The sequence below is a fragment of the Nocardia transvalensis genome (assembly GCF_015477765.1).
Taxonomy (GTDB): domain Bacteria; phylum Actinomycetota; class Actinomycetes; order Mycobacteriales; family Mycobacteriaceae; genus Nocardia; species Nocardia transvalensis_A.
The window spans coordinates 21430-41959 of sequence record NZ_JADLQQ010000012.1 but is presented as its reverse complement, the minus strand read 5'-3'; the positions used below and the strand labels follow the sequence as shown (position 1 = coordinate 41959).

At 65.4% G+C, this 20530-nt stretch carries 21 protein-coding genes; 8 read left to right on the top strand and 13 right to left on the bottom strand.

Annotation, left to right across the window (positions count from 1 at the left end):
• Positions 1-6: 6 nt before the first annotated feature.
• A complete protein-coding gene (locus tag IU452_RS30405; RefSeq protein ID WP_195112654.1) occupies positions 7-1956 on the bottom strand; it encodes a vWA domain-containing protein in 1950 nt (649 codons plus the stop codon).
• Positions 1953-3347: a sigma 54-interacting transcriptional regulator gene (locus IU452_RS30400; RefSeq protein WP_195112653.1), complete on the bottom strand. Its 1395-nt coding sequence runs from the start codon at positions 3345-3347 to the stop codon at positions 1953-1955. The genes IU452_RS30405 and IU452_RS30400 overlap by 4 nt, the downstream gene beginning before the upstream one ends.
• 92 nt (positions 3348-3439) lie before the next feature.
• On the opposite strand from IU452_RS30400, the gene IU452_RS30395 reads away from it, so the two are divergent.
• Positions 3440-4222 carry a tyrosine-protein phosphatase gene (locus IU452_RS30395; protein ID WP_195112652.1) on the top strand — a complete coding sequence of 261 codons (783 nt, stop codon included), beginning with the start codon at positions 3440-3442 and terminating at the stop codon, positions 4220-4222.
• 18 nt (positions 4223-4240) lie between these two features.
• Here the strand turns inward: IU452_RS30395 and IU452_RS30390 are convergent, their stop codons facing one another.
• The 4 genes from IU452_RS30390 to IU452_RS30375 are packed head-to-tail and all read right to left on the bottom strand — an operon-like array spanning position 4241 to position 7445.
• Positions 4241-5014, bottom strand: a complete 774-nt coding sequence (locus IU452_RS30390) for an ABC transporter permease (RefSeq protein WP_195112651.1) — start codon at positions 5012-5014, stop codon at positions 4241-4243.
• A complete protein-coding gene (locus IU452_RS30385) occupies positions 5011-5955 on the bottom strand; it encodes an ATP-binding cassette domain-containing protein (protein WP_195112826.1) in 945 nt (314 codons plus the stop codon). Before IU452_RS30385 ends, IU452_RS30390 begins: the two co-directional genes overlap by 4 nt.
• A 52-nt stretch (positions 5956-6007) precedes the next feature.
• Complete coding sequence (locus tag IU452_RS30380) at positions 6008-6871, bottom strand: DUF4097 family beta strand repeat-containing protein (RefSeq protein WP_195112650.1); 864 nt, start codon at positions 6869-6871, stop codon at positions 6008-6010.
• 55 nt (positions 6872-6926) lie between these two features.
• Positions 6927-7445 carry a hypothetical protein gene (locus IU452_RS30375; protein ID WP_195112649.1) on the bottom strand — a complete coding sequence of 173 codons (519 nt, stop codon included), beginning with the start codon at positions 7443-7445 and terminating at the stop codon, positions 6927-6929.
• A gap of 953 nt (positions 7446-8398) precedes the next feature.
• On the opposite strand from IU452_RS30375, the gene IU452_RS30370 reads away from it, so the two are divergent.
• Positions 8399-9181 carry a helix-turn-helix transcriptional regulator gene (locus tag IU452_RS30370; protein ID WP_324192906.1) on the top strand — a complete coding sequence of 261 codons (783 nt, stop codon included), beginning with the start codon at positions 8399-8401 and terminating at the stop codon, positions 9179-9181.
• Here IU452_RS30370 and IU452_RS30365 read toward each other — a convergent pair.
• Positions 9175-9957: an alpha/beta fold hydrolase gene (locus tag IU452_RS30365; protein ID WP_195112647.1), complete on the bottom strand. Its 783-nt coding sequence runs from the start codon at positions 9955-9957 to the stop codon at positions 9175-9177. The genes IU452_RS30370 and IU452_RS30365 overlap by 7 nt on opposite strands.
• Complete coding sequence (locus IU452_RS39670; RefSeq protein ID WP_195112825.1) at positions 9942-10205, bottom strand: helix-turn-helix domain-containing protein; 264 nt, start codon at positions 10203-10205, stop codon at positions 9942-9944. Before IU452_RS39670 ends, IU452_RS30365 begins: the two co-directional genes overlap by 16 nt.
• Positions 10206-10643: 438 nt before the next feature.
• Here IU452_RS39670 and IU452_RS30355 point away from each other — a divergent pair, with 438 nt between their 5' ends.
• Positions 10644-10796: a hypothetical protein gene (locus IU452_RS30355; RefSeq protein WP_228819039.1), complete on the top strand. Its 153-nt coding sequence runs from the start codon at positions 10644-10646 to the stop codon at positions 10794-10796.
• A 20-nt stretch (positions 10797-10816) separates the two neighbouring features.
• Complete coding sequence (locus tag IU452_RS30350; RefSeq protein WP_195112646.1) at positions 10817-11695, top strand: alpha/beta hydrolase; 879 nt, start codon at positions 10817-10819, stop codon at positions 11693-11695.
• Positions 11696-11804: 109 nt separating this feature from the next.
• Here the strand turns inward: IU452_RS30350 and IU452_RS30345 are convergent, their stop codons facing one another.
• The 3 genes from IU452_RS30345 to IU452_RS30335 all read right to left on the bottom strand — a co-directional run bounded on the left by IU452_RS30345 (position 11805) and on the right by IU452_RS30335 (position 14709).
• Positions 11805-12875 carry a cytochrome P450 gene (locus IU452_RS30345; RefSeq protein WP_324192905.1) on the bottom strand — a complete coding sequence of 357 codons (1071 nt, stop codon included), beginning with the start codon at positions 12873-12875 and terminating at the stop codon, positions 11805-11807.
• A 537-nt stretch (positions 12876-13412) separates the two neighbouring features.
• Complete coding sequence (locus IU452_RS30340; RefSeq protein WP_195112644.1) at positions 13413-13967, bottom strand: ATP-dependent Clp protease proteolytic subunit; 555 nt, start codon at positions 13965-13967, stop codon at positions 13413-13415.
• Between the two features lie 112 nt (positions 13968-14079).
• On the bottom strand, positions 14080-14709 hold the full coding sequence (locus IU452_RS30335; protein WP_195112824.1) for an ATP-dependent Clp protease proteolytic subunit: 630 nt from the start codon (positions 14707-14709) through the stop codon (positions 14080-14082).
• Between the two features lie 803 nt (positions 14710-15512).
• Between IU452_RS30335 and IU452_RS30330 the strand changes: the two genes are divergently transcribed.
• From IU452_RS30330 to kynU, 3 genes are read left to right on the top strand one after another with little or no spacing between them, the layout of a single operon-like run.
• Complete coding sequence (locus tag IU452_RS30330) at positions 15513-15743, top strand: acyl carrier protein (RefSeq protein WP_267467687.1); 231 nt, start codon at positions 15513-15515, stop codon at positions 15741-15743.
• Between the two features lie 10 nt (positions 15744-15753).
• Positions 15754-16803, top strand: coding sequence for an amidohydrolase (locus IU452_RS30325; protein WP_195112642.1), 1050 nt, complete (start codon positions 15754-15756; stop codon positions 16801-16803).
• Positions 16804-16808: 5 nt separating this feature from the next.
• The gene (gene kynU, locus IU452_RS30320) at positions 16809-18044 is read left to right on the top strand and encodes a kynureninase (RefSeq protein WP_195112641.1); all 1236 of its coding nucleotides are present in this window, start codon (positions 16809-16811) and stop codon (positions 18042-18044) included.
• 184 nt (positions 18045-18228) lie between these two features.
• Here kynU and IU452_RS30315 read toward each other — a convergent pair whose 3' ends face one another.
• Together IU452_RS30315 and IU452_RS30310 are read right to left on the bottom strand one after the other, a co-directional pair.
• Complete coding sequence (locus tag IU452_RS30315) at positions 18229-18783, bottom strand: hypothetical protein (protein ID WP_195112640.1); 555 nt, start codon at positions 18781-18783, stop codon at positions 18229-18231.
• 13 nt (positions 18784-18796) lie between these two features.
• Positions 18797-19756, bottom strand: coding sequence for a hypothetical protein (locus tag IU452_RS30310; protein WP_195112639.1), 960 nt, complete (start codon positions 19754-19756; stop codon positions 18797-18799).
• A 357-nt stretch (positions 19757-20113) separates the two neighbouring features.
• Here IU452_RS30310 and IU452_RS30305 point away from each other — a divergent pair, with 357 nt between their 5' ends.
• A complete protein-coding gene (locus IU452_RS30305) occupies positions 20114-20269 on the top strand; it encodes a hypothetical protein (protein WP_195112638.1) in 156 nt (51 codons plus the stop codon).
• Positions 20270-20530 lie beyond the last annotated feature (261 nt).

Genomic DNA, 20530 nt, shown 5'->3' with positions numbered 1-20530 from the left:
TTCGGCTCAGCGTCGGGTGCGCAGGTAGTCGCTGACGACCGCGGCGCCGAGGCCGTCGAGGTCCGGGGCGACGACTCGGCCGCCGCTGCGGCGGGCGACCAGGTCGACGAAGGCGGCCAGGCGGGGGTCGTCGCCGAGCATGAAGACCGTGATCGAGGCGCCCAGTTTGGCCACGGCCTCGACCTGGGCCATGGTCATGGCCAGGGTGCGGTATTCGGGGGGCCAGTTGAAGTACGCCTCGCCGTCGGGCTCGAGGTGGGCCGTGGGTTCGCCGTCGGTGACGACCAGCACCACGGGTACGGCGTCGGGGTGGCGGCGCAGGTGCCGCGCGGCCAGCAGCAGCGCGTGGTGCAGGTTCGTGCCCTGCTCCCACACCGGCTCGAGCGCGGTCAGTTCGCCGATGTCGACCGTGGTGGCGTGGCGGCCGAAGGTGATCAGGCTCAGGGCGTCGGAGCGGAACCGGGTGGCGATCAGATGCTGCAGCGCCAGGCCCGTGCGTTTCATCGGCACCCAGCGGCCGTCTTGCACCATCGACCAGGAGGTGTCCACGCACAGCGCCACCGCCGCCCGCGACCGCTGCTCGGTCTCCATGATCTCGACATCGGAGACGTCGAGGGTGACCGCGCGGCTGCCGGTAGACGCCGAGCGCAGCACGGCATTGCGCACGGTGCGCGGCACATCCCACGGTTCGGTATCGCCGAACCGCCACGCGCGCGAGGCGCCGGTCGGCTCGCCGGCCGCCCCGGCCAGGGCGGTCTCGCGCTGGCCGCGGCGAGAGCGCAACTGGCCCACCACATCCCGCAGCGCCACCTCGCCCAGCCGCCGTAACGCCTTGGGCGTCAACCGAAGCGAACCGTCGGGGGTCCGCTCGAACAGGCCCTGGCGCCGCAGTTCCCGCTCCAGCTCGGCCAAGCGAGCCGCGTCCACCCGCGCATCCTCGCCGAGATGGCGGGCCAGCGCGTCGAGGTCGATATCCTCGAGCCGGGCACCCGGATAGGACTGGCCGAGCTGTTCGGCCAGGGCATCGAGTTCCGCGAGATCCTGCAGGGCCTGCGCGCCCTCGCCGAGTCCCAGCGGGTCCTGGCCGCGGAAGCGTTGCGCGGACTCCCAGTCCTCGCCCGGCCGCAGCGACTGCAGGTGGGCGTCCAGGGCCTCGATCTGCTGGGCGATGCGCGGATCGCCGAAGGCCTGGCCGATCAGCTCACCCAGCTCCGCGCGCTGCTGCTCGGACATCGAGTTCAGCATGCGCTGCGCGGCGGCGGAGCGGGCGGCGAGCGCATCGATCAACTCGTCGGTGTTGCGCGGGTTCTCCGGGAAGAATTCGCCGTGCGCGGCCATGAATTCGGCGAACTGCCGCTGGGTGTCCTCGCCCCGCGCATGCGCCGCGAGCAGATCGTTCAGGTCCGACAGCATCCGCCGGATCCGCTCGACGTCCTCGGGCGTGGTGCCCTGCAGGGCCTGTTTCATGCCCTGGAAACGCGATTCCAGCAATTCCTGGCCGAGCAGGTCGCGGATCTTGCGGTAGTTCTCGCGGCCGGTGTCGGAGCGCCACTGGTAGTCGGCGAGTTCGTTGACCGCCGCCGCGGTGCTCGTCGGCAGGGCGTCCAGCTGTGCCTCGGCGAATCGGGCGTCGTCGGACGGATCGGGGAACAGGGCACGGCGTTCGGCCTGCACCGCCTCGTCCAGTAATTCGCGGACCTGCTGCAGGGTGCCGTCGAGCCGGTGGCGGCGCGAGATCTCCGCGCGGCGCTGCCACAGCCGGCGGGTCAGCTCGTCCAGCCCGCTCGTGTCGCGCATGCCGCGGCGCAGCAGTTCCTCCAGTGCGGCGCGCGGCGAACTGCCCTCCATCACGTCGCGCCCGATCTGATCCAGCGCCTCGCGCAGGTCGAGCGGGGGCGCCAGCGGGTCGGGCCCGTCGTGATAGGGCCCGTAGGAGTAGCGGTCGGGGGCGGTCATTGTCCGTAGATCGCCAGTCCGTCGTCGGAGTCCTTGGCCACTTGGCGCGCCAAATACAGTGACTCCAGGGCGAATTCGACGGCGGAGGCGATCCGGGCCGGTGGGTCGGCCGGGTCGACGCCGAGCCGGGCCGCGACCTCGTGCAGCACGGGCAGTTCGGGCAGGGCCGACAGCACATCCTTACCCGGCACGCGTTCGCCCGTGGTGACCAGATGGCCGTCGGCGACGGCGTCGGCCAGCGGCCGCAGGTTCACCCCACCCAGCAGCGCCCGCGCGGTCTCGGCGAACGAACGCCGCAGCAGATGGGTGAGATGCTCCTGCTCCCGTCCCTCCTCGCCGGATTCGAACTCCAGCTTGCCGCGCAACACCGCGGGCACGGATTCCAGATCCACCGGGCGGGCCACGGCCGGGCGCTCCGCGGTGAGTGCCGAGCGCCGCAATGCCGCTGCCGCAACGGTTTCCGCGGCGGCGACCGCGAAACGCGCCGAGACACCGGATCGTTGGTCGATCGCGGTGGATTCGCGCAGCTGCCGCACGAACCGGGCCAGCACCTCGATCAGCGGGTCGCCCACCTCCGCCACGAGGTCGGCCTCCTGCCGGACCAGTGCCACCTCGGCCTGCACATCGAGCGGATAGTGGGTGCGGATCTCCGCGCCGAACCGGTCCTTCAGCGGTGTGATGATCCGGCCCCGATTCGTGTAGTCCTCCGGGTTGGCGGTGGCGACGAGCAGCACGTCCAAGGGCAGGCGCAGCGTGTAGCCGCGGACCTGGATATCGCGTTCCTCCATCACGTTGAGCAGGGCGACCTGGATGCGTTCGGCGAGGTCGGGCAGCTCGTTGACCGCGACGATCCCGCGGTGCGCACGCGGCACCAACCCGAAGTGAATGGTCTCCGGATCGCCGAGGCTGCGGCCCTCGGCCACCTTCACCGGATCGACGTCACCGATGAGGTCGCCGACGGAGGTATCGGGTGTGGCCAGTTTCTCCGCATACCGTTCGGACCGGTGCCGCCAGGCGACGGGCAGGTCGTCGCCGAGTTCGGCCGCCCTCCGCCGCCCCGCCGGGGTGATCGGGTCGAGCGGATGCTCACCCAGTTCCGCACCCGCGATCACCGGCGTCCACTCGTCGAGCAGGCCGATCAGGGTGCGCAGCAGTCGTGTCTTGCCCTGACCGCGCTCACCCAGCAGCACCACATCGTGGCCCGCCAGCAGCGCCCGCTCCAGCTGCGGCAGCACCGTCCGGTCGAATCCGACGATGCCGGGCCACGGATCGCCGCCGGAACCCAGCAGGGCCAGCAGATTCTCCCGGATCTCGGTCTTGACCCCACGCGGCAGATACCCGGCCGCGCGCAACTCACCCGCGGTCGTGGGTAGATCTTGTGGAACAGTCACGACATCGACGCTACGACGATTCGGGGCCGCGGTCGACGTGGAGTGCACTCCACCTCGTTACGCCCTGAGCGAGCGGCGGTTACGTTGGCCGTATGAGTCGAATCGAGTTGCAGGGCGCGATCAACGTCCGAGATTTGTCCGGTATGACCACTTCGGACGGTCACCGCATCCGGGCGGGGCGGCTGCTGCGCGCGGACGCCCTGCACAAACTCACCGACAGCGATGTCGCCGTGCTCGGCGATCTCGGCGTGCGGACCGTCATCGACTTCCGCAGCCCGCAGGAGATCGAGCACGACGGGCCGGATCGGCTGCCGGACGGCGCCACCTGGATCGACCTGCCGATCGCGGGCGGCAACCTCACCGAGATCCTGCAGGCCGTGCACGGCCAATTCGGCGGTCCGGCAACCGATCTCGGCAACGGGCGAGCCGCGGAACTGATGCGTGAGATCAACCGGCAGTTCGTCGCCGAACCCGGCTTCCGCACGATCTTCGCGCGAGCGCTGCACCTCGTCGCCGATCCCGACCGCGGGCCGGTGCTGTTCCACTGCAGCGCGGGCAAGGACCGCACCGGCTGGATGGCCGCGGTGGTCCTCACCGCCCTGGGCGTGCCGCGCGCCGACATCACCGCGGACTACCTCGCCACCAACGACTACGTCTGGCCCGCCTACAGCGACTGGCTGACCAGCGCCGTCGAAACCGGCGATATCGCCGACCCGGAACCGATCCGGCAGCTGATCCACCAGGACCCCACCTATCTCGACGCCGCCTTCGACGAGGTGACCGCCCGCTACGGCAGCTTCGACCAATTCCTCTCCGAGGGACTGAATTTCACCCCCGCCGACCGCGACCGCCTGCGCCGCACGCTACTCGAGTGACACAGCCACCTGGCGGCGTCACTGGACCGCGCTCTGGCGCGAGAATATCCGCCCGGCCCAGACGGCGCCGACCAGAGCGATACCGCAGCACCAGATGATGGCCAGCCAGGCGTGATTACCCATCGGCCCGCCCAGCAGCAGACTGCGCAATGCCTCGATGACCTGGGTCATCGGCTGGTTGGCGGCGAATGCCCGCAGCCAGCCCGGCATGCTGTCGGTCGGCGCGAAGGCACCGCTGAGGAACGGGAGCAGCGCCAGCGGAAATGTCATGCTGGACGCTCCCGCCGGATTCTTCGCGAGCAGGCCGAAAGCCGTCGACAGCCAAGCGACAGCGAACAGGGCGAGTGCGACCAAACCGATCGCCGCGACCCACTCCACGACATTGGCGGTGGGCCGGAAACCGATCGCCAGCGCAACCACCACGACGATCGCGACGCCGATGAGTTGCCGCAGTGTGCTGCCGACGACATGGCCGATCAGCACCGAGGACCGCGCGATCGCCATCGTCCGGAATCGGTCGATGATGCCTTCGGTCATATCCGTGTTGACCGCGATGGCGGTGCCCTGCGCGGCATAGCTCACGGCCATGAGAATGATGCCCGGGACGACAAAGTCGATGTATCTGATCCCCCTGGTGTCGAGCGCACCGCCGAACGCATAGTTGAACAGCAGCAGCATGATCAGTGGCACCACCATGGCGAGCAGGAGCTGGCCCGGATTACGCGAGGTGTGCCGCAGTTCCCGGCGCACCATGGTCGACGAATCGACGACCGCACTGGCAACAGAACTCATGACGAACCCACTTTCTCGTTCCGGGACTGGGCATGGCCGGTCAGGGCGAAGAAGACATCGTCGAGATCCGGAGTGTGGACCGACACCCTGTCGACCGGAACGGCATGGTCGGACAGCTCGTCGAGGACCTGCTTCACCGCGGCGGCACTACCGTCGCTGGCGATCTGCAGGGTGAGCTCCTCGCCGTTGCTCGACGTCGCGCCGAGCGTGCGGGCGCCTCGCTCGAGGGCATCGCCGTCGGGGAACTGCAGACTGATGTGCCCGCCGGGAACACGCTGCTCGAGCTCGGCCGGGGTGCCCTGCGCGACCAGCTTGCCCTGGTCGAGCACCGCGACGTAGTCGGCCAGCTGGTCGGCCTCCTCCAGATACTGGGTGGTCAAGAAGATCGTCACGCCGTCGGCGACCAATTCCCGGATGATCTGCCACAGGGTTCTCCTGCTGCGCGGATCGAGGCCGGTGGTCGGTTCGTCGAGGAAGATGATGCTCGGCCGGCCCATCAGACTCATCGCCAGATCCAAGCGGCGTTTCATACCACCGGAATAGGTGCGGCTGACCTTCTTCGCCGCATCGACCAGATCGAATCGCTCCAGCAATTCGCTGGTGCGCCTGCGTGATTCGCTGCGGGACAGGTGGTTCAGATCACCCATGAGCAACAGGTTCTCTTCACCGGTGAGCCATCGGTCCACCGCCGAGAACTGCCCGGTGACACCGATCGTCGCGCGTACCGCCTCTCCTTGGTCGGCCACACTGTGGCCGCCGACCCACACGTCCCCGCCGTCGGCCGGGATCAGGGTGGTGAGGATCTCGACCGTGGTGGTCTTGCCGGAGCCGTTGGGCCCCAGCAGTGAAAAGACTGTTCCCGGAGCCACATTCAGGTCGATCCCGTCGAGCACGGTGTGCTCGCCAAATGATTTGCGCAGACCGATCGCTTGTATCGCCATCTGAGAGATGTCGGCCACCTTTCCCCTCCTTTACCTGTCGTCGTATGCAGGATCAGTTGTCCGTGGGGGCACTGTCGTCGACGGCGCGCCGAATGAGGATGTCGCCGGTTCGGGTGCGGGCATTGATCTCGACCGTGTTGTCGAACTCGTCGGGATTCTCCTGCGGCGCAAGGGTGCTGTGCACCGAGCCCTTCGTGCTATTGGCATCCACCCACGCGGCGGTGCCCTCGCTGACGCCGATCTCGATGTTGCCGGCGCTGTTCATCAGGCCCGCCTGGCCGCGGGTCAACCGGCCGACCCGAATGGCACCGTTGACCGTCTTGGCGATGACGTTGCCGTCGGCGCGGCCGAGTTCGATGCCGCCCTGCGCCGTGGCCAGATCGAGGTCGTCGGAGGCGTCGCCGATCCAGATCCCGCCCTCGGAGCTGCGGAACCGGACGATGCCCGCGACCTCGCCGATACGCACCGAGCCCGCCGCACCGTCGATGTCGGCGGGTCCGGTGATCTGCCCGACCTCGAGGTCGCCGTCGGAGATGTGCGCCTCCAGCGTGCCGATGCGATCGAGCCGCACCAGTCCCGATTCCATGTGCACCTCACACGAGCCGAGGGGGCCGTCGGAGCGCACCTGCGCATGCGCCAGCTTCGCGACAAGGCCGGAATCGGTGGGCAATTCGATGGTGATGATGGCCGAACTTCCCCCGTTCACGCTGCCCACGGAGGGTGTGTGGACCGACAGTCGACCGGCCGAGAAGTCGACCCGGGTCTGCTCGGCCACCTTGACGTCCGTGCCATTGGCCTTGTTGACGGGCTCGATCCGCACCACGGTGTCGGCGCGGTCGCTCGCGGCAAGGCGCACCTCGGCGCCGCTGACGGCGACCGTGACCCCGATGGGCCCCGGCGTATCGAATGCGTGCATGACGAAATCCCCTCTCGTGCTTATGCTTTCGTGTGGATTCGACCGGAGTGTGGACTCAGCCGACCCAGCCGGTGAAACTTCCGGAGCGGCCGCCGCCCCGGCGCCCCCGCCTCGACCTCTGATCACCCGCGAGGGCCGAACCGACCACCTGGACCAGCCAGGCGTTGACCGACAACCCGGCCTCTCCGGCCGCCGCCTCGATGCGCTGTTTGAGCTGCTCGGGCGGGCGAAAGTTGATCCGCGACACGGCGCCTTCCTTGCCGTTGAACACTGGCGCGGGGTTGTCCCGCCCGGCACCCGTCGGGGAGATCCACTCGTCGTCCAGCTCCTCGTCCTCGTCGCCCGAGGTGACCACGAAGTACGGGTTACGACCGCGCAGCCGAACCTCGACCGATCCGGGAACCAGGTCCCGGGTGATCTCGTCCGCGGCCGCGGACAGCACGTCGAGCATGGTCAGCCGCGTGGCGGACGCGACCGCGGAAGCCAGACGCTGAGCCAGCGCGCTGGCCTCGCCCGGCTCGGCCGCCGCCAGAAGCTCCTGCTGGAGGTTGTCGACATAGGGCGTGAGGTCCATGGCGTTAACGGTAACGCCATTGTGGCGCCAGGGTCAATCTTCTTGACGCCAAGGTGGCGCCAATCTGGCGAGACGTCAAACCACGGGCGAGGACACGCTCCGCGCCATGAAGTCCGTGGCTGCTCGCAGCACCGTCTCGTCGGCGCTGAATCCGGAGACGTGGTCGCCGGGTGGGCGGTGTGGTCGTCCCGGCTGGTCACCACGAGCGTCGGCTGTGGCACCTCGGCCAGGTACCGGCCGACATCGGTGTTCGGGAGACCGATGTCGAGTCGGCAGTACCGGTAGAGAAGGATTTCCTCGGCGATGAATCACCTGTCTTCAGGACGGAGAACTCGAGGTAAGGCCGAGTTGGTTCAATTCACGGTCGATTGTCCGTGCGGCGTAATGATGTCCACGTGCGCGCAGCATGGCGATGCGTACGGCTACTTCCTCGGCCCCGTAAACCGCAACAATATCGCGCAGACTTACTCGGCGATCGAAAGCTTCACGCCCAGCTCCTGCGAATGACCTGGTATTCATATCATCTCCGCAAATATAGATAGCAAACCTTTATTCTGCGCTATGTCCTGTCGCCGACAGCACTTCCGAACGGTAAGCCGATCGCTCCCCTCCATATCATTGAGATCGGCTCACCGCACCGAAGTGCTGTCGAATGGAAGCCTTGCCTGCCTGCAGTATTGGGTCCTCAGCGAGGCCGCCACGATCGCTTGGAAGCTCCGCGAAAGTCATGCACCTCGCTTTCATGAGCTCCCAAATTCGCACCCTTTGTGACGATTAGGATGGTGTCCCATCAACGAAGCCAATGTCTCAGTCCAGCCGGGCACAGACAAGACATGCCGCAGACCCGATCGCCTCTACCCCTGGACTGGTGGTACTCCTCGCCGGTGGTAGTGTCGACCGGTGGTACCACTGGATAGTGTCACGACATCGAGTAGGCATCGGGTCGCGCAGTGATGAGTTCCCTGGGGGATGGATTGAGCGAACTTCAGATGCCTACGCTGGCCGAATTCGTCCGGACTCGTCGTACGGAATCCACCACGTCCGCACCATCAGGAATGAGTCGGCAGCAACTCGCCGCGGCAATCCACTCCAGCATCGGGTATGTCGCCAAGATCGAACAGGGCGATGCGCATTGCCCCAGCCCAGGGGTGTTGGATGCGCTTGCCGCCGTGTTCGGCCTCGACGCCGACGAGCGGGTCTACCTGTATCGACTTGCCGGGCAGAAACCACAGGAACACCCGGGAGACTCAGCGCCGACCTCACTCCAGCCGATGCTCGACGCGCTCGCGCCTCATCTCGCGGCCGTGCTGGGCGAGGGCGCGGAGCTCGTGGCGTGTAATCATGCCTTCGATACCGCGCTTCCGGGTGTCCGCGCATCGGGCAGCCTGCTGCGTTGGTACTTCACCGACCCGTACGCCCGACTGGTGGTCGAGGAGTGGGAGAAGGAAGCGCGTGTGGCGGTCGGACGGTTACGCCACTATGGCGCCGGAGCGCCCGAGTCGGACACGCTGCGGCGTCTACTCGACGAGTTGGGTGACCAGCCAGATTTCCGGCGGTTGTGGACCTCGCAACGGGTTGCTACGCACCGACACGATCCGGTGATGCGATTGCGCAATCCGGAGACCGGGGAGGTGTACACCGTCAGAGTCTACGAGTTCGACGCCGCCGGGCGTAGCCGAGGGCAGCGAATGATCGTCGGCCTGCTGGTCGACACCGACTCCGCTCGACCTCAATAGATCTCGTCGAGGAATGCCAGCACGAGATCGTTCACCTCACGGGGATGGGTGATGTTCACCGCATGGGTGGCGCCGACCACCGCGTGTAACCGGGCGTGGCCGCCTAGCTGATCGGCCAACGCCGCCATATCCTCGTGGCTGAATTCCTGGTCGCCGACGCCGCGGATGAGGATCGCCGGGCAAGTGACACGGCCGACCATCTCGGTGATCGATTCACGGTCGATCAAACAGTGTGCCGCCTGCCGGATTCGGGTGCGGTCGCTCGCGAACCACTTGTCCAACCACGGCTGTTTGTCCTCATCCGTTCCGCCGATCATCACCGAGGCCACGGCGATCGGCGCCAGCGGCGCCGTGCTCATCCAGCCGTCCATCACCTCTCGGTGGCTGATCTTCTGCTTGGGGCTGTAGGCGTCGGCCGAAGTGCCGATCAGGATCAGTCCGTCGACCCGTCTCGGGCAGAGCAGCGCCATCCGCAGTGCCGTGAACCCACCCTGCGACACGCCACCGACCACCGCACGTTCGATACCCAGCTCGTCGACAACCGACCAGGCGTCGCGGGCCAGATCCCAGTAACTGAACGGTTCCTCGGCGTCCTCGGTCAGTCCGTGACCGCGTGCGTCGATCGAGACGACTCGATAGCGCGGCGCGAGCGCGGCCGCCTGCGCGGCGAACATCTCCTGGTCCAGAAAGAAGCCGTGGCCGAGCACCACCGCAGGCCCGTCCCCACCGGTATCGGTGAAATAGACCTTCGCCCCAGCCGTCATCGTGTAGGGCACGGCAAATCTCCCCTCTCCCTGGATACCCGCAGCACACCATAACAGGAATACATTTCAATGAACACGACGGCAAGCGCATCCAACACCCCTGGGCTGGGGCAATGCGCATCGCCCTGTTCGATCTTGGCGACATACCCGATGCTGGAGTGGATTGCCGCGGCGAGTTGCTGCCGACTCATTCCTGATGGTGCGGACGTGGTGGATTCCGTACGACGAGTCCGGACGAATTCGGCACTACGCGACCCGATGCCTACTCGATGTCGGTGACACTATCCAGTGGTACCACCGGTCGACACTACCACCGGCGAGGAGTACCACCAATCCAAGGGTGGAGGCGATCGGGTCTGTGGCATGTCTTGTCTGCGCCCGGCTGGACTGAGATATTGGCTTCATTGATGGGACACCATCCTAATCGTCACAAAGGGTGCGAATTTGGGAGCTCATGAAAGCGAGGTGCACGACTTTCACGGGACTTCCAAGCGATCGTGCCGATTGACCAGCTTGACGCGGAAATCTTTGGGTACCAAGAAATCGAGGGCGGAATGCTCATTTGGGTACAGCCGCCGGAGAAAATGGACAGCCTCGAGAGAGCGCTGAAGGAATGACTCGTTTCAGTGGAGCCTTGAACTCTTGTTGATAGCCGCTCCGCACGTGGGTCGATATCCGAATTGATCACCCATACATCCATGTTGAACGCCGAACGGCGGCCCACGCTCATCAAGCCCCTGTTCGCGCTCAGGCTCGCAAAAGAAGCCGTCAACGCCGCCCAGGACACGCAAGGGCGGATCTCCGCGATGCAGACCGCCTCGGCCCTGCACCGCGCATGCATGGACCAATGACAGAACCGTGAGGAGAACCGATGGCAGAGCCGCGCGTCCTGGACGCCCTCGCCGACCATTATTCGTTCATGACGCCAGATGCCTCCTTGGAAGAGCTGCGCGTCCGCTTCGAGCAGAGCATGGCCAGGGTCGACCTGCCTGCGGGCGTGACACGGGAGGAGGGGGAGGTTGCCGGTGTCCCAGGGGCCTGGTTCCGCCTCGGCCACAGAACGGGCAAGACCATCGTGTTCCTGCACGGCTCGGGCTTCATCGCCGGGTCGAGCCGCAGTCACGGCGTGCTCGCGGCGTACCTCGCACGCGCCTCTGCTGCGGAGGCCTTCGTGCTCGACTATCGATTGGCGCCCGAGCACCCATTCCCGGCGGCGGTCGACGACGGGCTGACCGTTCTCGAGGCGATCGTCACCGAACGAGGCGCGCACAACGTGGTCATCGCCGGAGAGTCGGCCGGTGCCGGCCTGGTACTGGCCACACTCTTGGCTGCCCGGCAGAACGAGGTCGCGATGCCGGCGGCAGCCATCACCATGTCCGTCTGGGCAGATCTCACGCAGAGCGGCGACAGCATCCTCTCCCGAGCCGACGTCGACCCGTTCGTCACCAAAGAGCAACTGGACGCCAGCGCGTCGGCGTATCTGGCCGGTGCCGACGCCACGAATCCTCTTGCGTCACCTGCACTCGCTGACCTGCACGGGCTCCCGCACGTGTACATGCAGGTCGGTACCGAGGAGATCCTCTACGACGACACCATGCGCGTCCGTGAGAAGATCCGCGCCGCGGGGGGCAAGGTGACTGTCGACGTCCAGGATGGCATGCCACACGCCCACCAGCTCCTCGTGGGCCGACTCCCGGAGGCCGAAACCGCGATCGAGCAGGCGGGCGCCTTCGTCCGATCCCTGCCATGAAGACCACCGTCGGCGTCGGTCGAGTGCGGCGGCACGGATTCCCTGATGGACGGACGGTGGAGGGCGGTGACCCGACATCGGCTGCGGTCACCACCCACACGCACGCATTTCAGGCCAGTCCGCTTCCCCGATACCCGCGATCAGGCAGCGGCGGGGAGGGGAGGAAAACGACCGGCAGCTCCACCAGTGCCCGGTGGAACGGGCCCGGCCGCCAGACCAATTCATCGGGTCGGCAGGCAAGCTCTATTTCGGGCAGGACGTCGAGCAGCTGATCGATGGCATCGACGGCGATGGAGTAGGCGGGATAACGAGCTGGGCAGGCGTGCGGGCCGGCGCCCCACGCCAGGTGGGAGCGGTTACCGGTGCGGTCGTCAGCGGTCACGGCAGGGTCGTTGCCCGCCGCCGCCATACTGATCACTACCGGCTGGTGAGCGGGTAACCAGACACCATCGTCCTCGAGGAACACCGGTTGCCGTGGGTAGGTGATGCAGTGGTTGGCCATCGGCGGGTCGATGGCGAGCACGGTGTCGAGTGCATCTCGTGTGGACAGGCTGCCGCTGCGCAGGTCATCGGCGTAGCCGTCGTTGACGAGCATGGATCGCAGGGTGTTCCCGATGAGATTCACGCACAGCTCCACCCCGGCGCCATACACCGTCATCAGCTGGTGCACCATCTCTTCGTCGTCCAAACCCACGGGATGGGCAAGCATCCGACTGGTGATGTCGTTGCCGGCTTCGGCGCGCTTGGATGCTATGTGTTCCAGCAACGCATGGACCACAATGCTGTTGCCTGCCTCCGCATCACCCTGGGCATCGACCATCATCGCCGAACCCGTCGCGATCCGCTGCCCGATCTCGGCCGTGCAGCCCAGCATGTGGTCGAGCGTGTGCCCCATGAGAGGGCGAATGTACTGTCGGAGCAGGTCGGCCTTGCCGTGTTCGCAGAAGGTGTTGATCAGCGGGATGGCGATCCGCTCGACGACGTTGTGCATCGCGAACAGGTCGACCCCGTCGATGGCTTCGACCGATGGGGACCGGTAGCGGTAATGAAGCGGCCCAGCGTTCCACAATGCGTTGGGACGCCACTCGAGCATCGGCAGGATAGGACTGTCCTGTGGAACAGTTGTCTGCCAGTCCCGAGGATCGGCGGGAAAATGCCCGGGATCGTTGAGGATCCGCAATGCGGTTCGGTAGCCGATCACCAGCGTGGCAGGGACACCCGGCGCCAGCTCGACCGGAACGAGCGACCGATGACTTTCCCGCATCTTCCTGTACATGGCGTGTGGATCAGCGGCGAATTCCTCGGAGTACAGCAGGAATCTCGGTCCGCCGAGGTGCATCGCTGAATCCTGCGCGACACGCCGGCCGACCGGTGACGATGGAATCACGGCGGGCGGCTCAGGCGTAGCGGTCACAAGTGATCACCAGACATAGGCAAGACATGACATGACCGTCGGCAGCAGAATTCGGCACCGACCTCCCCCTTCCGACCAGGATGAAATAAACCGCCCGGACGCAACCGCCGGACGCAACACCGGCTTGTTGGAGTGAGGATAACCGCTCGTTGAATGCTTCGGCGGGTGTTTCAGCCGAGGGTTTTCGAGATCCTGCCGCGCAACCATGTCAGTCGAGAGTCTGATCCCGGTTGCGGTAACGATCTCGCTGTCTGGGTCGATCGCGGTGTGGTCCTTGGAGCCGCCTGAACCACACGCGCCGGTCTAGTTTCCTTGCGGTGCATACTTTCCGCCCGCCATTACCTGATCGACAATGCCGTAGGCGACCGAGTCGGCGGCCGAGAGGCGGTGCTGGTTGCGAAGATCTCGGGCGATAGTGTCCGATCCTTTCCCGGTCCGCACGGAAAGAAGCCGCACCATTTCATCGAGCCATCGCCGATAAACTTCCGTCGTCGGCTTCGGGGTCTCTTCGTCGAGACCCTCGTCAGCGCCGGGCTGTCGCAGAATTATGTCCGAGCCCGGAAGTGCATATCGCTTACCGACAGCTCCGGAACACAGCACGAGGGTCGCCACCGATCCCACCGCGCCGATCGCCCAGGTCGAAACCTCGGGATTGATCAGGTTCATCGTATCGCAAATGGCGAACCCGTCCGACAGAGATCCGGCAGTACTGTCGATATAGAGCCTGATCCCTTCCTCGCGATCTGCGGCGTCCAAAAGCAGCAACTGCGACACCACAGCATTCGAGACACTTCTCCCCAACTCGCCACTGATGAGTATGGTCCGCTCATCGAACATATCGCTCATCACCTTGTCCATCGCCCAACCGTCCGCGGACATCTCGGTTGTCACTTCCCCCCGATGTGATATCCGGATACCCGCGAAGCTGGTTTCAGCGATGAGCGAAGCATCGAACGAGCGGACAGAACACTCAGTGCGCGGGGTTTATCGGGTTGCTCTCGGTGGTTTCGCTCGACCGAGTGATCACATGGTCGACGAGACCGTATTCCTTGGCCTCCGCGGCACTGAACCAGCGGTCACGCTCCGAATCCTCCCGAATCTGCTCGGGCGTCTGCCCGCTGAATTCGGCAATGAGTTCGGCCATTCGCTTCTTCAGCCGGCGCAGTCGTTCGGCCTGAATATTGATGTCGGACACACTGCCACCGACCCCACCCAGGGGCTGGTGCATCAGGATCTCGGCGTTGGGCAGAGCGTAGCGCTTACCGGGCGTTCCGGCCGACAGCAGGAACTGGCCCATCGAGGCGGCCATACCCATGGCGTAGGTGGCCACATCGCAGGAGATCAGTCGCATGGTGTCGAAAATGGCCATACCCGAGCTGATGGAACCGCCGGGCGAGTTGATGTACAGCGAGATGTCGGCCGTCGGATCCTCCGCAGCCAGCAACAGCATCTGAGCGCAGATCTTGTTACCGATCTCGTCGTTCACTTCCTGGCCGAGGAAGACGATCCGCTGAGCAAGGAGGCGATCGTAGAGTGACTCACCCCAAGAGAGGCCGGCCGGGGGGGTGGCGGCCACAGCGGGGAAGCCGGCCCCGACCATGGGCGCAGCCGCAACCTGCCTGGGCTGGTACATATTCACGTGGTGCTCTCCTTCTCTCGCCGCGTCCTCTTATGCGGAGCCCACTGTAGTCGCGATCGCGCGGGCGCGGGCCTCCGGCACCACGGGTTCGCGCAGAGCGTACGTCCCCGGCGCTGACCCGGGCATTCCCAGAAGACCGCGATCGTTTCGCTGGTCGATGTGTTGCGGGACAATGCCGAGCGCGCGCCGAGTGGCCACCGCGCTCCGGTTTCTGCTTCCCGGCCACCCCGGCGGGCGACCGTGGCGAGGTCCTCAGTCGGCGGGAGCTGGACCTGCGGGCGCGCTCCGTCGCGGCGGCGCTGCAGCAGGCGGGCATCGCGGGAGAGCGGATATTGCTACTGCTCCCGCCCGGCCCGGATTTCCTCGTCGGACTCCTCGCGGCCCAGATCGTCAACTTTTGCGCACTCACCGAACTGCCGGGAGGCGGCAATGTCGTGTGCTGGATGTCGTCCCTGCACGCGCTCGGGCTCGGGCATGTGCTGCTTGCGCAGTTGGCGGGTGGCGAGCGCTGGGTGTTTCGGTCGATGCCGCCGAGTTGGAGCAGGGTCGGGCCAGGCCGCCGGTGTCGGCGACGGACGCCGCGCGTACGCAGGAACTCGTGGGGTGCGGGAACGCCGGACCGATGGGGCGCGTGCTCGTCGTGGACACCGAGTCCCGCACCGGGTGCGCCGCCGACCGGGTGGGTGAGGTCTGGGTGAGCGGCGCCCGCCGCAGAATCCGCCGACGACCGGTCGGCAGCCGACACCGCCGACGTCGCCACGGAGCTGCGCCGACGAATCGGCGCCATGCTCGGCGTGAGCCGGCAGACGCTCCCCGACGACAAGCCGCTGATCGGTTTGGGCATGGAGTCGGTGCGCATGATCAGGCTGCGCCACGACGTCGAACAGGACTACGGGGTCTCCATTCCCATGTCCGAATTCGTACACGCCACCGTCGACGACCTGTGTGCGGCGGTACTGCGTGAAGTCGACGACCGAGACGGCGCGCACAGATAGGTTGGGAGCCATGGACATTGCGGAGGAATGGCTGCTGGCCGACTCTGCCTGGTGGGGCACCCGCCGACGCTTCGGCCGGTGCGCCCTGCGCCTGCGTCACGGTGCGCCCGCCGATGCCACGCCCGTCGCGCCCGAGGATGTTCCGGCGGGCGCTCGGGTGAGACGACTCCGCGGCACCGTCCTTCCCGGACTGCGTGACGCACACGTGCACTGCGCCCTGGTGGATCTGCGTTCGGTTCGCGCCGGTGGGATCGCCGAAGTGCACGATCTCGGCAGCGCCCCCGATGTTCTCGAGGCCCTGCCCGCCGACGACCCGACCCTGCCGAGGATGCGGGTGGTCGGCGCCTTCCTGACGGCTCCGGGTGGCTATCCCGGTGATCGGTCCTGGGCCGCTGCCGGGAGTGTCCGCGAGGTGCGCTCCCCGCTCGACGCCGAGGGCGCCGTGGGTGAGCAGCGGCAGGTGGGCGCGTGCGCTATCAAGGTCGCATTGAACTCCGATGCGGGACCGGTGCTCGCAGACTCCGTGCTCGCTGCGATCGTCGGCGCCGCCCACGACGCCGGTCTCCCCGTCATCGCCCACGTCGAAGGCGAGGGCATGACACGTCTCGCCTACGACAACGGCATCGACCGGCTGGCGCACACCCCGTGGACCGAGCGCGTCGACGACGGGCTCGTCGCCGATGCAGCGCAGTACATGAGCTGGATCAGCACTCTGGACATCCACGGTTTCGGCACCGACACCCCGCAGCTGCGGACGGCGACGGACAACCTGCGGCGCTTCGTCGAGCACGGCGGCACGGTCCTCTATGGAACGGACCTGGGCAACGGACCGCTGCCGCCGGGCGTGAACACTCGTGAGGTCACCGCGCTGCTGGCCGCCGGGCTCACGCCCGACGACGTGCTCACCGCCATGACCGATTCACGCAGTCCGGTCCCGCCGTGCTGGGTGCCCGGCGGGCTCGACTCGACCCCTTCGCGCTTTGCCGGCTCACTCGGCCTCGCACAGGTCGTCGATCCGGTCACGCAGAGCGACCCGCGTGATACGTCACGGGAAAGGTGAAACACATGGTCGATCTTGCCGATCTGCTGGACAAGGCGCACGCTCTGGACGATGCCGATCCGCTGCGCGGTTTCCGGGACCGGTTCCTGACTCCGGACGGCAGTGACATCGTCGCCTACCTCGACGGCAACTCACTGGGACGCCCCGCCCTGGCCACCGCCGAACGGATGGACCGGTTCATCCGCGAGCAGTGGGGACGGCAGCTGATCCGGGGCTGGACGGAGGGATGGTTCGACTGGCCCGAAGAGGTCGGGAACCGCCTCGGCCGAGTGGCCCTCGGCGCAGACCCCGGCCAGGTCGTCGTCGCCGACTCGACCACCGTGCTGCTCTACAAGCTCGCCCGCGCCGCCGTGGACGCCCGGCCCGGCCGCACCGAAATCGTCCTCGACACCGACAATTTCCCCACCGATCGCTACCTCCTCGAAGGCATTGCCGCCGAACGAGGCCTGACCCTCACCTGGATCGACACCGACCCCGCCGAGGGCATCACCGACGACCAGGTCGCGGGCGCGGTCGGCCCGAATACCGCACTCGTCGTATTCAGCCATGTCGCCTACCGATCCGGGTACCTGGCCGACGCCGCGGCGATCACCCGCACCGCCCAGGACGCGGGCGCCCTGGTGCTCTGGGACCTCAGCCACTCCGTCGGCTCCGTCCCCGTCCACCTCGACTCCTGGAACGCCGATTTCGCCGTCGGCTGCACCTACAAATATCTGAACGGTGGCCCCGGATCCCCGGCATTCGGCTATATCAACCGGCGTCACCACGGCCATGTGCGACAACCCATTTGGGGCTGGATCGGCCACCGCGACCCGTTCGCCATGGGACCCGGATACCAACCCGCCGACGGTGTTCGCAGCATGCTCAGCGGCACTCCCCCGATCCTGGCCATGGTGCCGCTGCTGGCCGGCCTCGACATGCTCGAAGAGGCCGGCATCGACGCAGTCCGCGCCAAATCGCTGCGGCTGACCGACTACGCCCTCGAACTGGTCGACGCCTGGCTGCTCGCCCACGGCGTGGAACTGGCCTCACCACGCCACCCCGACCGCCGAGGCGGCCACATCACGGTGCGCCGAAACGATTTCCGCGAAATCAACACCCACCTCTGGCACCGCGGCGTCATCCCCGACTTCCGCGCCCCCGACGGCATCCGCCTCGGCCTGGCCCCACTGAGCACCAGTTTCACCGAAGTCCACCATGGCCTCTCGACACTCGCCGAACTCGTCGCCAGCAAGCGGTGATCGGTATTGCAACGCAGTGAAAAGCCCTCAACTCCAAGAAAATCGAACCCCTGACCCGCACACTGCCAGGGGTGCACGAACGCCCCGACCAGGTAGGACGATAAGCCCGACTGCGTTACTGCGAAGTACCCCGGCGCTCGACCGTCGTCGCAGTTGCCGCCGGAGTGCCCTCATACCGGTTGGTCTAGTTATCAGGCTCAGGCGACGCCATAAAGTCACCCAGGAATAAATCTACATAAATACCAAGAAGACGACGTAGTACGGCTGCTAGCGAAACGATAAGGTGCACTAGCATCGCCACGCAGAGACCTGATGCGATATTTGCCGCACGACCACCCGCCGTAAGCAACGGCCATGACGTTACAGTTGCAAGGAGAAGAGACAAAAGCATCGCAACCAGGGAAACATGCAGAGCACCCACCGCCGAGGACGCCACCAATCTTTTCAGACCAGGGCGAACTCGGTAATTATCAGATTCTTCAATCTTAATGCGAAGGTTTGCCAGGAAGACAAAAGTGCTCAACATTGCCCCCACAAGAAGCGATATAGCTGAAAGGAGTTGAGTTACGCCACCGAGCTGCCAGCGCATCAGCGTAAAGAGGGCAAGGCTGCCGATTGGCACGCCATACAGCAACAGCCTCTCCGATAACGATGCCGATCTACGCCCATCGAGCTCTCGAACAGCTCTGCTATTGTAAATGAATATTGGCCAGGGGTTGAACCTTTGCAATTTGTCCACCCGAACCACCGCTCTAATTAACGAAATGTGGCCGCCAGTTCGACGCAAGATCGACGTTAAGTAGTTTCAATGTGTCCGACACAGTACCGCGAACGAGGTTCACAAACTCAGGACCGGTGGGGTGTTCCGTTGCGTCGAGCGTGTAAACGAACTTGGGCCAGGAGGTAGTGACATTTATCTTTCTGGTTTTTCCGTCTTTGACGGTTACAATACGCTCCTCATCAAAATCGGAATCCCCGAACTCCGTCAACCCAACGACTCCTGCAAGACGCGGGGCTTGCCGTCTCCCTTCACGCATTGCATTCAACACACGGATAACCCGCTGCTTAACTTCGGAACCCTCCAGAAGGTCGATTTCCAATCGGGCACTCTTTACATTCTCATTTGTGAATCTCGTACGGTCCGACGATGGATATTTCTGGACCAGCTCGACGGACTTTACTCCGACAGTTTCGTCTGAAAAGTAGGCATTCCACGCCGATGCATCGACTAGGTCCCAAGACAATCGCAGCTTGATACCATGAGCGTCCAGTTTCAAATTGATCTGCGCCAGAGTCTCTACGGTCCAGTGACTACGGCCTTTTACTTCCGTTACGAGCAACCCGGTATCACCATAAGGGGGCACGATGAAAAGGGCATGAAAATCGCTAATCACCGCATCGGACGGATTAATTGGGCGAGATTCAACATCTGGATCGTCGTACACATCAACCAGCTCTCGAGATTCCCCCCATTCCCCGCCCTTGGCAGTGAGTAGGATCCCCCAATTGTCATCGCGCACTTCTGCAAACTTGATATATTTGTTTCGGTTCTCATCCAACTTTCCAGTGTCCAGTGCCAATCTAGCAGCCTTCAGCACTAGAGTGCGCAGACCACCTTCGACATCTACCGGTTGATCAAAAGAGATACGGTCCCTCGGCTTCCCCGGCGGAGTGGCGTACAACTCCATCACCCGATACCCATAGGTCGTCATAGCAACTACCCCCTGTCAGTGATCTTGGACACAGAGCCTCCCGCATGAGGGCGTCCCCGTCAAGGCACATCCAGGATGTAGAACGTGTGTTCGATTCTACCTGAAAGAGCGCACGCCGCGCCGTTCTGTTGTGGCTGAGTCATCGCGCGGCCAGAGGTTGCGATCACCATTCACCTGACCGGGGCCTTCGTCGCCCTCGATCGGTAGCCGGTCGGCTACAGTGCCCTCGCAGACTCAAAGTACGCCGCCCCTCCTCCGCCTCGGTGTTCGATGGAAAGAGCGAGACGGGTACCGGAAAGCGACGATAGCCCGCGACCACCGTGACACTCGTGCCGTCGGATGAAGCACGCTGTCCCCGTGGACCGGGAGAGATTCCTCGGCACGGACCGGGCGACGGTGGTGACCTCGATCGGGTTGGGGCTCAGCAACGACGAGGCCACCAAGGATCTGCCCGCGGTGAAGGACGATCTGGTCGATCGCGTCGCCCCCGGAGCCTCGACGTCGCGCTGGTGAATGCGCAGATCTTCCAGGGCGCGGCCAACGAGAATTCAGTCGAGGAAAGCTGTGCCACATCGTGGGCGTACCTTACGGCGCCGATCCGGAAACCGGTCGCGGCGTGCGGGTGACCCGGCCCGCCGTGGTGATGCCCCTGGGGCGTGAATGTCAACCTCACGCCGGTAATCGGCGGCTGGGCCATGCGCAGATCGGGCGGCGAGGTGTCGACCTCCGCCGAGGTGCGGCGCCTGCGGGGCGACGACGGTCGGCTCACGGCGC